This is a genomic window from Micromonospora sp. NPDC001898 (assembly GCF_042891255.1).
Taxonomy (GTDB): Bacteria; Actinomycetota; Actinomycetes; order Mycobacteriales; family Micromonosporaceae; genus Micromonospora.
The window spans coordinates 406765-420094 of record NZ_JBIATC010000001.1 but is presented as its reverse complement, the minus strand read 5'-3'; the positions used below and the strand labels follow the sequence as shown (position 1 = coordinate 420094).

Annotated in this window: 11 protein-coding genes; 5 read left to right on the top strand and 6 right to left on the bottom strand. The window is 75.7% G+C overall.

Annotated elements, in window-relative coordinates:
• Positions 1 to 59: 59 nt before the first annotated feature.
• The 4 genes from ACFYZF_RS02010 to ACFYZF_RS01995 form a co-directional block, all read right to left on the bottom strand.
• On the bottom strand, positions 60 to 887 hold the full coding sequence (locus tag ACFYZF_RS02010) for a DUF3152 domain-containing protein (protein WP_387014859.1): 828 nt from the start codon (positions 885 to 887) through the stop codon (positions 60 to 62).
• A 168-nt stretch (positions 888 to 1055) separates the two neighbouring features.
• A complete protein-coding gene (locus ACFYZF_RS02005; RefSeq protein ID WP_387014856.1) occupies positions 1056 to 2015 on the bottom strand; it encodes a DUF3152 domain-containing protein in 960 nt (319 codons plus the stop codon).
• A gap of 5 nt (positions 2016 to 2020) precedes the next feature.
• The gene (locus ACFYZF_RS02000) at positions 2021 to 2995 is read right to left on the bottom strand and encodes an alpha/beta fold hydrolase (RefSeq protein WP_387014853.1); all 975 of its coding nucleotides are present in this window, start codon (positions 2993 to 2995) and stop codon (positions 2021 to 2023) included.
• 139 nt (positions 2996 to 3134) lie between these two features.
• Positions 3135 to 4859, bottom strand: coding sequence for a hypothetical protein (locus ACFYZF_RS01995; protein ID WP_387016018.1), 1725 nt, complete (start codon positions 4857 to 4859; stop codon positions 3135 to 3137).
• A 1577-nt stretch (positions 4860 to 6436) separates the two neighbouring features.
• Between ACFYZF_RS01995 and ACFYZF_RS01990 the strand changes: the two genes are divergently transcribed.
• The 4 genes from ACFYZF_RS01990 to ACFYZF_RS01975 all read left to right on the top strand — a co-directional run bounded on the left by ACFYZF_RS01990 (position 6437) and on the right by ACFYZF_RS01975 (position 11018).
• Positions 6437 to 7075, top strand: a complete 639-nt coding sequence (locus ACFYZF_RS01990; protein WP_387014851.1) for a TetR/AcrR family transcriptional regulator — start codon at positions 6437 to 6439, stop codon at positions 7073 to 7075.
• Positions 7076 to 7140: 65 nt separating this feature from the next.
• Positions 7141 to 7368, top strand: coding sequence for a DUF3107 domain-containing protein (locus tag ACFYZF_RS01985; protein WP_387014848.1), 228 nt, complete (start codon positions 7141 to 7143; stop codon positions 7366 to 7368).
• Between the two features lie 639 nt (positions 7369 to 8007).
• Positions 8008 to 9735: a DEAD/DEAH box helicase gene (locus ACFYZF_RS01980; protein ID WP_387014846.1), complete on the top strand. Its 1728-nt coding sequence runs from the start codon at positions 8008 to 8010 to the stop codon at positions 9733 to 9735.
• A 131-nt stretch (positions 9736 to 9866) separates the two neighbouring features.
• Complete coding sequence (locus ACFYZF_RS01975) at positions 9867 to 11018, top strand: class I SAM-dependent methyltransferase (protein ID WP_387014843.1); 1152 nt, start codon at positions 9867 to 9869, stop codon at positions 11016 to 11018.
• A gap of 30 nt (positions 11019 to 11048) precedes the next feature.
• Here the strand turns inward: ACFYZF_RS01975 and ACFYZF_RS01970 are convergent, their stop codons facing one another.
• Complete coding sequence (locus ACFYZF_RS01970; RefSeq protein WP_387014840.1) at positions 11049 to 11501, bottom strand: hypothetical protein; 453 nt, start codon at positions 11499 to 11501, stop codon at positions 11049 to 11051.
• Positions 11502 to 11789: 288 nt separating this feature from the next.
• On the opposite strand from ACFYZF_RS01970, the gene ACFYZF_RS01965 reads away from it, so the two are divergent.
• Positions 11790 to 12206 (top strand): helix-turn-helix domain-containing protein, encoded by a 417-nt coding sequence (locus ACFYZF_RS01965; RefSeq protein WP_350887816.1) that lies wholly within the window; start codon positions 11790 to 11792, stop codon positions 12204 to 12206.
• Between the two features lie 124 nt (positions 12207 to 12330).
• On the opposite strand, the gene ACFYZF_RS01960 is transcribed toward ACFYZF_RS01965, so the two are convergent.
• Positions 12331 to 13323, bottom strand: a complete 993-nt coding sequence (locus tag ACFYZF_RS01960; protein WP_387014837.1) for a hypothetical protein — start codon at positions 13321 to 13323, stop codon at positions 12331 to 12333.
• Between the last annotated feature and the right edge of the window lie 7 nt (positions 13324 to 13330).

Here is a 13330-nt window from a genome sequence, read left to right as displayed (position 1 = left end):
CGACCGCCTTCGGCCATGAGCAGGGCCACGTCGCCCGACATGCGGGAGCGGGAATATCTTCAGACGCCCGGAATCAGCTCCCCCGCGTACCGGTTCCCGTCGAGGTAGGGCCAGGCGTTGGCGACGCAGCCGTCCAGGCCGTACGTCTGCTGCAGCATCACCGGCGCGGCCTCGCCGGGCCCGGGGCAGGCCTCGTGCAGCTCGCCGAACTCGTGCCCGACCTCGTGGTTGACCACGTAGCTGCGGTAGACCGCCAGCGGCGCGCCGTAGTCCGGGACCGCCTCCATCCAGCGGGCCAAATTGATGATCACCTGGCCGGGGAGCCGGCAGGAGGTGTACCGCTCCGTGCTCAACCCGCCGAGCGCACACATCCGCTCGGAGGTGACCGGGGTTGCCAGGTAGACGGTGAAGTCGGCGTCGGCGGCCTCGGCCACCCGCTGCACCCGCAGTTCTCCGGAGGCGATCCAGCTCCGTGGGTCGCCGAGCACCTCGTCGACGGTGGCCGCGAAGGCGTCCGCGTCCTGGCCGGTGCCCTGCTCGACGAGCACCCGGTAGCGGCGCACCGGGCCGTCCGCGCCCTGGACCGGGGACTGGCCCGCCGCCGGGGCGAACCGGCCGGGGCCGCTGCTCGGCCAGCCGATCGGCGCGGCCGGGTCGGCCGGAGCGCCCTGGTCGCCCGTGCCGCCGCCGGGCAGGGCCCACCTTTCGCCGGGGCCGGCGGGGCCGGCCGGCGGTCCGCCGCCGAGGAGCAGGGTCGCCGCCGCGACGAGCGCCACCAGTCCGGCGAGGCCGCCGAGCAGCGTACGCGGGCGGGGCCGCCGCGCCCGGCGCCCGTCAGGACGCGGACGGGAGGGGCGGAACGGCCCGGAAGGGGACGCCGATGTCATGCCACCAGCCTGCCAGACCAGCCGGGCATTTCCGGGCATTTACCACAGCTGCCATGAAAGGCCCTCACCTTGCCAGCCTGACGTGCCGCCCGGGGGGGCCGGCACGCGCCGCCCGATCGACGGCAGCCCGGGTCAGAACGCCAGCCCAGGTCAGAACGGCAGCCCGGTTCAGAGCGACGGGCCGGAATGCCGGCGGCCGTCCAGGTACGGCCACGGGTTGGCCACGCACCCCCGCAGGAACAGGGTCTGCTGCATCATCACCGGCGCCGGCCGGCCCGGCTTCGGACAGCGCTCGTGGTGGTGCCCGAGCTCGTGCCCGACCTCGTGGTTCACCACGTACGTCCGGTAGACCGACAGCGGCACGCCGGCCGACACGAAGTGCGGCACCGAGCTCCGCCACCGGTCCAGGTTGATGATCACCTTTCCGGACGCCCGGCAGGAGGTGTACGGCTGGCCGCCCACCCGGATGTCGACGCCGCCCGCCGCGCACATCCGTCCTGCGGTGCGCGCCGTGGCCAGGTGGACCGTGAAGTCGTGCCGGGCCCCGCCCGGCACCCGCTGCAACCGCAGCCGGCCGCCGTCCACCCAGCTCCCCGGCCCGGCCAGCGCCTCCTGCACCGCCGTGCCGAACGCCCGCGCGTCCTCGCCCGTCTCCGACTCCACCGCCACCCGGTAGCGGCGCAGCCGGCCGGACGTGCCGAGCACCTCGCCGGCCCGGTCGTCGTACCGGAAACCGCCCCGACCGGCCGACGGCACCGGGCCGGGCAGCCGCAGCACCGGCGACGCGGAAACGTCGAAGGGCGGCGCGGCCGGGTGGGGGGACACCGGCCCGGAAGACGCGACGGCCGGGCCGAACACGCCGGAGGGGGCGGCCGGGCGGGAGGGGTCGACCGGGGCGGCCGTCAGGGGCGGCGCGGGCTGGCCCAGGGCCGCCTCCCCCACCCCCGCCGGGGACCGCCCGACCTGGCCGGCCGACGGCCGCCCGGCCAGCCCGGCCAACCCGGCCAGCCCGCACACGGCGAGCGTGAACAGGGAAAGGACCGTCCGCCACCGGCGGCCGGCGGGGCGTGCGAGGAGAGCCGCCGGGAGGCTCGTACGAGGAGCCCGGCGGGAGAGGAATCGGGGCATCCCGGTCAGCCTGCCATGTCGCGGCGGGCCGCGGTGTCCTCCGTTTCGGTGAGGAGCCCGAGCACCGCCCGGGCCACTGTGCGGGGCACCTCCATCTGGGCCACGTGCCCCACCCCGTCGAGCATCAGCAGCCGGCTGTCCGGGATCACCCGGGCTGCCTGCGGCGCAACCCGCACGTCGACGAGCCGGTCGTGGGAGCCACCGATCACCAGCGTCGGCGCGGGCACCGCCGCGGCCATCCGCCACAGCGACTCCGACCCCCGCAGGTACGAGCGCAGGAAGCTGGACACCAGCCCCCGGAAGGTGCGCACGTACGCGGCGGCGTGGTGCTCGACGTGGTGGCGCGCCCGGATCTCCTCCAGCGCCTCCCGCCGACGCTGCTCGCTGATCCGGGTCAGGTCGGCCACGGAGGACTCCATCATCTGCCGCTCCATCGCCTCGGGGGCCACCCGGGCCAACTGCCAGCCGACGAGGCGTTCCCCCCGGGGGACGGCCAGCACCGGCAACATCCGGCCCTGCAACGACCGGCGGAAGTCGAGGAAGGGCAACGCCGGGGAGACCAGCGTCAGGGTGCGCACCAGATCGGGGCGCAGCGCCGCGACCCGCACCGAGATCGCCCCGCCCAGCGAGTTGCCGAGCAGGTGCACCGGCCCTCGGCCGGCGTGCTCGATCAGGCGGACCAACCGGTCGGCGAAGGCGGGGATCGTGTACTGACGCCCCGGCTCGCTGCGCCCGAACCCGGGCAGGTCGATCGCCTGGCCGTCGAGGCGGTCGGCTAGCAGCCCGGCCAGGTCGGTCCAGTTCTGCGACGAACCGCCGAGGCCGTGCACGTAGAGCGCCGGCTCCGCGCCGGGGGCGGTGGGCGGGGTGTCCCGGACGTAGGTGACCGAGCCGTCGAGGCGTACCTCCCGGCCGGGCCACGGCGGCGGGGCCTCATGCCCGGGTAGGAGGTGCTCCGGCCCGAGGGTGGCGCGTTTCATGGCTCAATTCTGCCCGGCCCGGCACCGGGCGGCAGCGGGCCGGGGTGTGCGCCGCACCGCAGCCTTCGTCCCGCCGCAGCCTCTGTCCCGCAGCCTTCGTGCCGCCGCCGCAGCCGCCGGCCGGCAGCCGGGTGACCGGTCAGGCCAGCAGCGCCTCGAGCCGCCGGTTGACCGCCGCCAGGGTCGCCCGGACCACGGCCTGCCGTGGATCGCCGGCGACCAGCGCCGACCCGGCGAGTTGCTCGACCCAGCCGTCGCAGACCAGCAGCACCACGACCGTGGCCACCTCGCAGTTGCCGAACGGCACCACCGCCGCGTGCTCGACGAAGCACCGCCCCTGGTCGGCGTCCTGCTCCCCGCCGCGCAGCAACTTGTCGACCGCCGCCGCGGCGGCGACCGCGCAGAGCCGCAGCACGTAGCCGTCCACGGCGGGCCCGGTGGCGTGCCCCGCCGCGCTCTCCGTACCGGCGAAGAGCCGGACCTCGACGGTGGCGTCGAGGCCGAACGTGCTGACCTGGACGTGGTCGATCACCACCCGGGGGCCCGGCACGCCGCCGGTGTCCAGCGGTCGCGACGGCGCGGTCTCCGTCGTGGTCATCTGACCGCCCGAGTACGAGGCACCGAGCGTCGCCGGGCTGCCGGTCGCGGCGCCGGCCGTCGCCACCTGGCCCGGCTCCTCCACGACGGCCCGGCCGCGATGCCCGGTCGGCTGGCGGCGACGGCGCGGAGGCTCGCCCGCCGGCTCGGATCGGCGGTCGACCCGGTACGGCGGGGCCTCGGCCGGCGCGCGGCCCTCGGACACTCGCGACCCGGCGCCCCGGGCGTCGGGTACCCGGGCGTCGGGCAGCGGGTCCGCCAAGCGGCGCCGCACCGGCGGGGGCGGCGGGGTGTTGGGAATCCCGGGGACGTTCTGCGGCGCGGCGGCCAGCCCCATCCGATCCTGGAGCAGGCGGGCGACGTGCCGGCTCACCTCGGCCGGGTCCGCGCCGTCGGCGAGGTCGAGGCGGAGGCTGTGCGCCCCGGCCGGGGTATGGCGCAGCGCAGCGTCCCGCACCCCGGCGACCCCCCGGACGGCGTCGAGGATCGCGTTGACGTCAAACCCCTCGGGCCGTTCCTGCGGCGGCGCGGGCTCGTCGTCCCTGCGCAGATGGGTGGCGATGCGGGCGAGTTCCGGGGTTTCGGCAGGTGGCTCCACGGCTGGCGGCTCCGGCACGACGGGCACGTCCGGCTCGGCGGGGACGCGCTGCGGCAGCACCGCCGAGGTGCGGTCCGGCTGCCGGTCCTCGTCGACCGGGGCGGCCGGGGATCCCGGGTCGGGTGCGGATCGGCGGGCCGCGTACGGGGGTGCGCTCGTCGGGACGGGCGCGGCTGGGGTCGTCCGGATGAGCCGTCCGATCCCGCTCGTGGCGGGCACGGCGGCGGGTCCGGCGCTGGTGGGGGCCGGCGGTTGGCCGGGGGCCTCGGCGGGCGGGGTGTCATCGGGGACCGGACGTAGCCGGAACGGCCGAGCCGCGCGCAACTCGGCGGATTCGACGGCCGCGGCGTCGTGACCGGGTGCGGACGGCCCGGGTGGGGCTGGGGGGGCGGAGGCGGGACGCCCACCGGCCCAGGCGGGACGCTCGACGTGGTCGGGTGCCGGCCGGACGGCCGGCTCGTACCCGGGACCAGGCTCGGGCCGGGGGAAGTCGTACGACGGGCCGGCCTCGGGGCGCGGCGGCTGGTAGGGCCGGGCGGGTTCGGCCCGAGCCGGCTCGTACGGCCGGGCCGGCTCGGCCGGGTAGGGGCGACCCGGCCCGGCCATGTACGGGCGATCCGGCTCCGCAGCGTGGGGGCGGCCCGGCTCCGCGACGTAAGGTCGACCCACCTCGGGCTGGTGGCCGCGGCTCTGGTCCGGGGCCCAGTCGACGGCCCGGTCCTCGCGGGACCGGCGACCGGCCGGTTCGCCCTCCTCCTCGCGGGACCGGCGGGCGGCCGGGTCCTCGTCCCCACGGGACCGATGACCGGCGGCATCCTCCTCCCCACGGGCACGGCGGGCGGCCGGGTCCTCCTCCTCGCGGGACCGATGGCCGGGGCCACCGCCCTGTTCGCGGGACCACGGCGGCGCCCAACTGCCGCCCCAGCTCGGCCGGTTCCAGTCGGGGCCGGCCCAACCCGGCTCGGGGGTCGCCGCGCGCTCGCCGGCTCGCTCCCACGCGGCTCGGCGGTCGTCGACACCCGGGCGGTCGCCCAGGGCAGGGTGGTCGTCGACACCCGGGCGGTCGCCCAGGGCAGGGTGGTCGTCGACACCCGGGCGGTCGTCCTGGGCTCGGCGGTCGTCGAAACCGGGGCGGTCAACGGCGGCCGGCAAGTAGCCGGCACGGTCGGCGGCGGGCGGCAGGGCGGGGTGGCCGGCGGCCGGCGGGCCGCCCCCGCCGAGCGGATCGACAACCTGCGCCGGCCCCTGCTCGGCCGCCGGACGGCCGCGCGGTGCCGCCCCGGACAGGAGGGTCGCCCGGTCGGCGCCGGACGGGTCTGCCTGCGGGTGGCCGCGCGGGTCGACGTCGGGCGGGAAGCGGTCGGCCCAGTCGGACGGACGGTCGGCCCAGTCGGACGGTGCTCCGGCGGACGCGCTCGGCTCGGGAACGGAGCGGTCGGGGACAGAGCGGTCGGGGACAGAGCGATCCGGGACGGAGCGATCCGGGACGGGGGCGTGCAGCCCGGATGGCACCTCGAAGCCGGAGGCGGCCGTGCCGGGGGGCGGCACCTGCACGGCGGGCGGGGCGGACGACGGGGCGCTCACGTCCGGCCAGCGGCCGGCAGGGGCCGCCGGAGCGTCCTCGGAGGCGTGCCGGGATGCGGCGTCCGCCTCACCCCCGTGCTGCGGACCGGCCAACCGTTCCAGCGCCGGGGCGGGACGCTGCGCGGGGACGGCCAGCCGGTCGCCGCCGCTCCGGCCGGGTTCCCCGCCCAGCGGCGGCGCGCTGACCGGCGCCTGGCGGCCCACCGGCGGCTCCTCCCCGGCGTGGGTCACCCCGTTGACGTGCGAATGGCCGTTGACCCGGGCCTGCGGCCCCGGCTCGGGGGGCAGGCCGGGCAGCGGTGCCGGAAGGTCGCCGTAACGCGGTGACGAGGCACCCCAGCCGGAGACGGGCTCGGACCGGCGCCAGGGGCTCGGCGACTCCTCGCCGCCGGTGGACCAGCCGGTCACCGGGTGCGCCCATCCGCTGGAGGAACGGGCCAGGTCATCCTGCTGACCCGTCCCGTCGCCGTGCTCTCCCGGGGTGGCGGCACCGGGTTGCCCTGTTTCAGTCACCGCGCGCTCCTTGGTCGCCCCTGCTGAGGCTACCGTGTGGTGACAGTGGCGATAAGTTACAGCGGCGGGCCAATTCCGCTAGGGGTTCACGAACCCTGACCGGTTCGGGCGATAAGTGCCGGCTCGTACGAACAGTTTCGGAGGTTCCCATGACGGCTGTGGGGAACGGTGCCCAGACCGCCGGCCGGCCCACGCGCCTGCCCCGCTCGGCGCGGCGCAAGCAGCTGCTCGCGGCGGCGCAGGAGGTGTTCGTCGCGCAGGGCTACCACGCCGCCGCGATGGACGACATCGCCGAGCGGGCGGGGGTCTCGAAGCCGGTGCTCTACCAGCACTTCCCAGGCAAGATGGAGCTCTACCTGGCGCTGCTGGACACGCACTGCGACGCGATCTTGGCCAAGGTGGACGACGCCATGCGCGGCACCAACGACAACAAGGAGCGGGTCAGCGCGTCGGTGCGCGCCTACTTCGACTTCATCGACCACGAGAGCGAGGCGTTCCGTCTGGTCTTCGAGTCCGACCTGCGCAACGACCCGGCCGTGCGGCAACGGGTGGAACGGGTGGAGCAGGGCTGCATCGCGGCGATAACCGACACGATCATCTCCGACACCGGGGTCAGTCGGGCGCACGCCAAACTGCTCGCCTCGGGGCTGGTCGGCGCGGCGGAGACGGCGGCGCAGTTCTGGCTGGCCGATGGCCGGCAGGTGCCCAAGGCGGAGGCCGAGGCGCTCGTTGCCGCGCTGTCCTGGCGGGGCATCGCCAGCTTCCCGCTACAGGGTGAGTCAGCCTGAACATCCGGCCGCGAGATCGGATAGCCTTCCCACGGCGGCTTTTTCGCCCCAGTTGAGGAGGCACCGTGGAGGTCAAGATCGGCGTGCAGTACGCGCCGCGCGAGCTGGTTCTGGAGAGCGCGCAGTCGCCGGCCGAGATCGAGCAGATCGTGACCGACGCCATGGCCAAGAGCGAGGGGACGCTCTCCCTGACCGACGAGAAGGGCCGGCGGGTCATCGTGCCGATCGGCAAGGTGGCCTACGTCGAGATCGCCGAGGCGTCGCCGCGGTCGGTCGGCTTCACCGTCCGCTGACCCGTCCGGCGTCCGTGGCGGGGTGCGGCACGCGCGCACCGTCCGCCACGGACGCCGTCGTGCTTCCGCCACGGACGCCGTCGTGCTTCCGCCACGGACGCCGTCGAGCGTTCCGCCCCGGGCCGTCGCGCGGTCCGGTGATGGCAGCGCCCCTGCCTCCCCGCGCGACCAGCGCGGTGAGCGCGCCCCGTCCGCCACGGCGACCTCGCCCGGCCGGGGCGAGCCGGCGATCCCCCGGAGGAGTCGTCGCTGACCGCGTCGCCCGCGTACGCCTTGGTCACCGCCTCCAGCCAGCCCTTCGGCTCGCAACCGCCCCATCCGGGGTTGCGGGTGCCCGAAATCGCCCCAGGTGACCGGACGGGCGAACGACTAGCTGTGGCCCAGGTCACACTTGGCACCCCCGAATGGCGGGCCACACCCCTGAACAGGGACGACGCAGCGGCGGCTCAGGTAGTATTGAGCAGTTGCCGAGGGCGCAGATCTGACCGAGGTCCGGTCTGACCCGTAGTACTGCCCACGGCGCGCGTGCGGCCCGGTCCGGCTCGGCGATTCCGCCCCCGACCGTGTGGCCCGCGCAACTACCGACCGCGCCCTGAGGACATGTAGGGGCGCACCACGAGAGGGCACCCCCAAATCCATATGAGCGAGCAGATTCTCGATCTCACCACAGGCGGCCACGAGCTGGCCCCGACCGCCCCGGTCCGCCCGGAGGCCCCCACGTTCGCCGAGCTCGGCGCCCGGCCGGAGACCGTCGAGGCGCTGGCCGTGGCCGGCATCGTCCGCGCCTTCGCCATCCAGGAGTACGCGATCCCGATCGCGTTGCGCGGCATCGACATGATCGGCCAGGCGCCGACGGGCACCGGCAAGACCCTCGGCTTCGGCGTGCCGCTGCTGGAGCGGGTCTTCGCCCCCGCCGAGGGTAGCGACGGCGTGCCGCAGGCGCTGGTCGTCGTCCCCACCCGCGAGCTGGGCATCCAGGTCGCCAAGGACCTCGCCGCCGCCGGCCGGACCCGGGGCGTCCGGGTGCTGCCGATCTACGGCGGGGTGGCGTACGAGCCGCAGATCGACGCCCTGCGCAAGGGCGTCGAGATCCTGGTCGGCACCCCCGGCCGTTTGATGGACCTGCAGAAGCAGAAGCACCTGCGGCTCGACCGGGTGCGTGCGCTGGTCCTCGACGAGGCCGACCGCATGCTCGACCTGGGCTTCCTCGACGACGTCGAGAAGATCCTCGCGATGCTGCCGGAGGACCGGCAGACGATGCTCTTCTCGGCCACCATGCCGGACCCGATCGTCACCCTGTCCCGGCGGTTCCTGCGCCGCCCGATGACGATCCACGCCGGGCACACCGCCGAGACCGGCCCGTCGCCGCAGACCGAGCAGCTGGTCTACCGCACCCACTCGATGAACAAGGTCGAGATCGTGGCTCGGATCCTCCAGGCGGAGGGGCGCGGTCTCACCATGATCTTCACCCGCACCAAGCGGGCCGCCGACCGGGTCGCCGAGGACCTCGACTTCCGCGGCTTCGCCGTGGCCGCCGTGCACGGTGACCTGGGCCAGGGAGCTCGGGAGCGGGCGCTGCGCGCGTTCCGGGCCGGCAAGATCGACATCCTGGTCGCGACCGACGTGGCCGCCCGAGGGCTGGACGTCAGCGGCGTCACCCACGTCATCAACTACGACTGCCCCGAAGACCAGGACACCTACACCCACCGGATCGGTCGTACCGGACGGGCCGGCGCCACCGGCGTCGCGGTGACCTTCGTCGACTGGGACGACATGCCCCGCTGGCGGATCATCGACAAGACGCTCGGGCTGGACATGCCGGAGCCGCCGGAGACGTACCACACCTCGGCGCACCTCTACACCGACCTGGACATCTCCCAAGACATCACCGGCACGCTGCCGACGGCGGAGCGGACCCGGGCCGGGCTGTCGGCCGAGATCGAGGAAGACCTCGGCGGCCGGCCCCGGCGCGGTGAGAGCGCCGGTGGCGGCCGTGGCTCCCGACGGGGCGAGGGCCGTGGGCGCGACGAGGCACGCGGCCGCGACGAGGGCCGCGGGCGTGGCGAGCGCCGCCAGGGCCGCTCCGGTCCGGCCGCCGAGCCGGACGCCACCGAGGCCCCGGTCGACCAGGCTGCCGAGGAGAGCACCCGGACCGCGCGTCGCCGGCGTCGCCGCCGGGCCGGCGAGGTGGTGGCCGGCGAGCCGACCGCGGTGATCTTCGTCGAGCCGGCCGGCGCCGATCCGGCCGGCGCCGAGCCGGCCCCGGCCACGGCCGCCGCCGACGGGGAGCCGGGCAAGCCGCGCCGCCGCCGGCGCCGCCGGGGTGGCTCCGGCACGGGTACGCCTGCCGAGGCGACCGCCGACTGACCCACGTCCCAGACGTCGACATCCCCCGCACCGGCCCGCCCGGAGCGGGGGATGTCCCGTTCCGGCCCGCCCGCCTCTCGACGGGGCCGACCGCTCGACGGGACAGGTGGCCCGACGAGGAAGATGGAGAGATGCCCGAACCGCTGGACGCAGCCCTGACCGAGGTCCGGGCGCTGCTGCTCGACCCCTTGCTGACCCGGGCGGTCGCCGCCGGCCGCCGGCGCGGGCACCGCCCCTCGATGGTCCGCGCCGAACTGCGTCCGGTCGCCCTCAAGGCCGGCCCCCGGTTGCAGATCGCCACCTCCGACGGGGCCCGCCCCTACACCCGCAACGTCGCGCCGGGGACGGAGGCCGACGCGGCGGTGGACGCCCTGCTGGCCGAGCCGTTCGGCAACTGGCACGTGGAGACCGCCGACGTGACGCTCCAGCTCCGGGTGACCAAGTCCGGTGAGGCGCAGGTGCACCGGGTCGCCGCCGCACGTCCCGCGCCGGAGCCGGGCGGCCATGACCGGGCCAAGGAGTGGCTGCTCGACCCGGGCGACGAGATCTTCACCGAGATCGGCGGCTCGGCGGCGAAGCGCCGACAGGTGGACGCGTTCCTGCGGGCGCTGGCCGCCACCCTGCCGGACGACCTCACCGGCCCGCTGCGGGTGGTCGACCTGGGGTGCGGCAACGCGTACCTGACCTTCGCCGCGTACCGCTATCTCTCCCAGCGGGGGCTGGACGTGCAGCTGGTCGGCGTCGACGTGCGGGAGGACCAGCGGCGGCGCAACACCGAGCTGGCCGAGCGGCTGGGCTGGGCCGGCCAGGTGAGCTTCGTGGCCGGCACGATCGCCGACGCGGTCGTCGAGCCCGCGCCCGACCTGGTGCTGGCACTGCACGCCTGCGACACCGCCACCGACGAGGCGCTGGCCCGCGCCGTGCGGTGGGACGCCCGGTGGGTGCTCGCCGCGCCGTGCTGCCACCACGACCTCGCCGCCCAGCTACGCGCCCGGCCGGCCCCGTCCCCGTACGAGCTGCTGACCCGGCAGGGCATCCTGCGGGAGCGCTTCGCGGACGTGCTGACCGACTCGCTGCGGGCCGCGCTGTTGCGGCTGCACGGGTACCGGACCGAGGTGGTGGAGTTCGTCGACTCCCGGCACACCCCCCGCAACCTGCTGATCCGGGCCCGCCGGGTCGGTGCTGCGGCCGACCCCGGGCAGCGGGCGGAGTATCGCGCCCTGCTCGACCAGTGGCAGGTCACCCCGCGCCTGGAGACGCTGCTCGCCGCCCGGGAGGGTTGACCCGCCCGGGGAGAGTGGCGCTGAGTTCCGTCAGCGGCGACGTTCGCCGTTGCCGTCCCGGTCCGGCGTACGTTCGTTGGTAAAGCTGCGGTCGAACACCGACACCCGGGGCCCGGTTCCCCGGCCGAGGCGCTCGCCGTCGGACGACACCGTCGGGAAGGGCACCACCTTGCCCGGGGTCTCGGCGTTACCGGCGGCGGCGAACGCGTTCCAGGAGATGTCGACCAGCAGCCGCTTGAGCTCGGCGTGCCGCACGGCCGCGTTGCGTTGCAGCGCCATCCGGGCACCGAGCACCACACCGACGAGCGTCGTGGTGACCGCGCCGGCGGCGGCCAGGACGTGGGTGCCGTCGGCCTGGTCGCCGCCGAGCACGAGGACCAGGAGCCAGACCCAGAAGCCCGCGGCGAAGACGCCTGCCTTGGCCACGAAGAAGAGGCTGACCGTACCCGGACGGTACGGCGGGGGACGGCTCGGATCGGCCATGCTGCTCCTCATCGACGCGGCCGGTGGGGGACGGGCGACCGCGGACGGTAGGTGGACGAACATCGAGCTTAATTGACGTTCGACAAGCACCGACAGTCGCGATCCCGACCGCCGGGAACCGGCCCCGGCACGTCGGCCAAGAGAACATGAGCGGTCTTCGCAGGTCATCCGGGGGCGGCGACGCGGACGACGATCAAGGGGCGGGCGGCGGCTTGCTTCCCCCGTCGGGGGTACTACGCTCGAAGGGCACCGTCCGGTGCTCCAGCCGGGAAGGAAGACCCCGCAGGGATGGCCGCGTCAGAGGTTTCGCCGCAGATGGCCTTCGCACGATTCGTGCGGCGGGCCATCGACGACGCTCGGGAAGAGCGCGGCTGGACCGTCAGCGATCTCGCGGGGCACACCGGGGTCGGCCGTTCCACCGTCTTCCGCTGGCTGGCCGGCGACTGGCACGACTATCCCGAGCTGGCGAAGGTACGCGGCTTCTGCGGTGCCCTCGACCTGCCCGTGGCGGCGGCCTTCCGGGCCCTCGGCCTGCCCGACGCGGGCCCCGCCCCGCGCCGGCGAGGGGACGAGGGGCCGGTCGAGGCCGACGTGCGGGTCATCCTCCAGCGGCTGGCCGACCCGGCGGTGCCGGCCGAGGAGAAGCACCACATCCGCGACCTGCTGCGTTACCTGGCCCGCCGCCCCGTCCGCCGCGCCGGTTGATCGGCACCGCCGAGGGGGTCAACGGTCGAGCGGTGACCCTGTGGGCGGTCAACGGTCGCGCCGGTCGAGCGGCACGCGAAGGCGGTCCGTCGGTCGCGCCGGCTGCCCGGGGTGACGCCGACGGTCAGGGCGCCGTGAGGGTGAACTCGGCGGTCCGCACCTCGCCGGCCACCTGGAAGTCGAAGTACAGGCGGTAACGCCCGGGCCCCGGCACGGCCAGTTGGAAGGTGACCCCGTCCGCGGCCGGCCCCGACTCCGGGTGCACGTGCAGGTAGCCCAGGTCCCCCTCGCGCAGCGCCACCAGATGCCCGTACGCGCCCAGGTAGCGCTCCAGCGTCGGGGTGGCGTCACCGACGCGGACCACGAACCGGAGCGGCCTGGTCGCGCCGATCCGGGGCTCGCCGGACCAGCTCACCGTGAACCCGTCCACGGTGGCGGTGCGGGTCGGCTCGGGCAGCGGCCGGGGCGTGTGGTCGCCGGGGACGGCGAGGTCGACGCCGAGGACGCGGGCGCTCTGCCCGCCGTCGTCGGTGACGAGGGTGAAGTCCGCGTACACCCGCCACGCCCCGGCCTGCGGCAGGGTCAGCAGGACCGACCAGGTGCCGTCAGCACCCATCGTCGGGTGCAGGTGCTGGTAGCCGCTGAGGTCCCGGCGCACCACGATCAGGTGCATCGGCTTGTCGTGCACGACCGCGAAACGGGTCACCGGCCGGCCCTGGACGTCCCGCACCTGGAAACGGAACTCGCCCGGCCGCCCGGCGGCGAGGCCGGTGGACAGCGGGGTCAGGGTCCAGCCACCGGAGCCGACCGCGAGGCCGCCGACCTCGGTCGCCCCGTCGGTGTCGGTGCCGGTGCCGTGTTCGTGCGCCCCGGTGCCGGGCGAGTGGGGGTGGTCCGTGGCGGCCGTCGAGGTCCGCCCGGTCGCGTCGGCGGGCCCCGGGTTGAGCCGCCCGAGCCCGAAGCCGAGCAGCACCGCGAGGATCAGCCCGCCCACCACCAGCGCGAGCCGCAGCGTGCCCCGGTCCACCAGTGCGTCGGCCGCCTCCGGCACGCCGCCCCCGGGCGGGGCTGACGGCGACACGGGCACCTCAGCCGGGCCGGGTCGCTGATCGGTCATGGCCCCA

Bases quoted from the DNA above. Each gene is read 5' to 3' on its own strand.
- ACFYZF_RS02005 (WP_387014856.1), bottom strand. From the start codon at position 2,015: ATGCCCCGATTCCTCTCCCGCCGGGCTCCTCGTACGAGCCTCCCGGCG.
- ACFYZF_RS02000 (WP_387014853.1), bottom strand. From the start codon at position 2,995: ATGAAACGCGCCACCCTCGGGCCGGAGCACCTCCTACCCGGGCATGAG.
- ACFYZF_RS02010 (WP_387014859.1), bottom strand. From the start codon at position 887: ATGACATCGGCGTCCCCTTCCGGGCCGTTCCGCCCCTCCCGTCCGCGT.
- ACFYZF_RS01980 (WP_387014846.1), top strand. From the start codon at position 8,008: ATGAGCGAGCAGATTCTCGATCTCACCACAGGCGGCCACGAGCTGGCC.
- ACFYZF_RS01970 (WP_387014840.1), bottom strand. From the start codon at position 11,501: ATGGCCGATCCGAGCCGTCCCCCGCCGTACCGTCCGGGTACGGTCAGC.
- ACFYZF_RS01990 (WP_387014851.1), top strand. From the start codon at position 6,437: ATGACGGCTGTGGGGAACGGTGCCCAGACCGCCGGCCGGCCCACGCGC.
- ACFYZF_RS01965 (WP_350887816.1), top strand. From the start codon at position 11,790: ATGGCCGCGTCAGAGGTTTCGCCGCAGATGGCCTTCGCACGATTCGTG.
- ACFYZF_RS01975 (WP_387014843.1), top strand. From the start codon at position 9,867: ATGCCCGAACCGCTGGACGCAGCCCTGACCGAGGTCCGGGCGCTGCTG.
- ACFYZF_RS01960 (WP_387014837.1), bottom strand. From the start codon at position 13,323: ATGACCGATCAGCGACCCGGCCCGGCTGAGGTGCCCGTGTCGCCGTCA.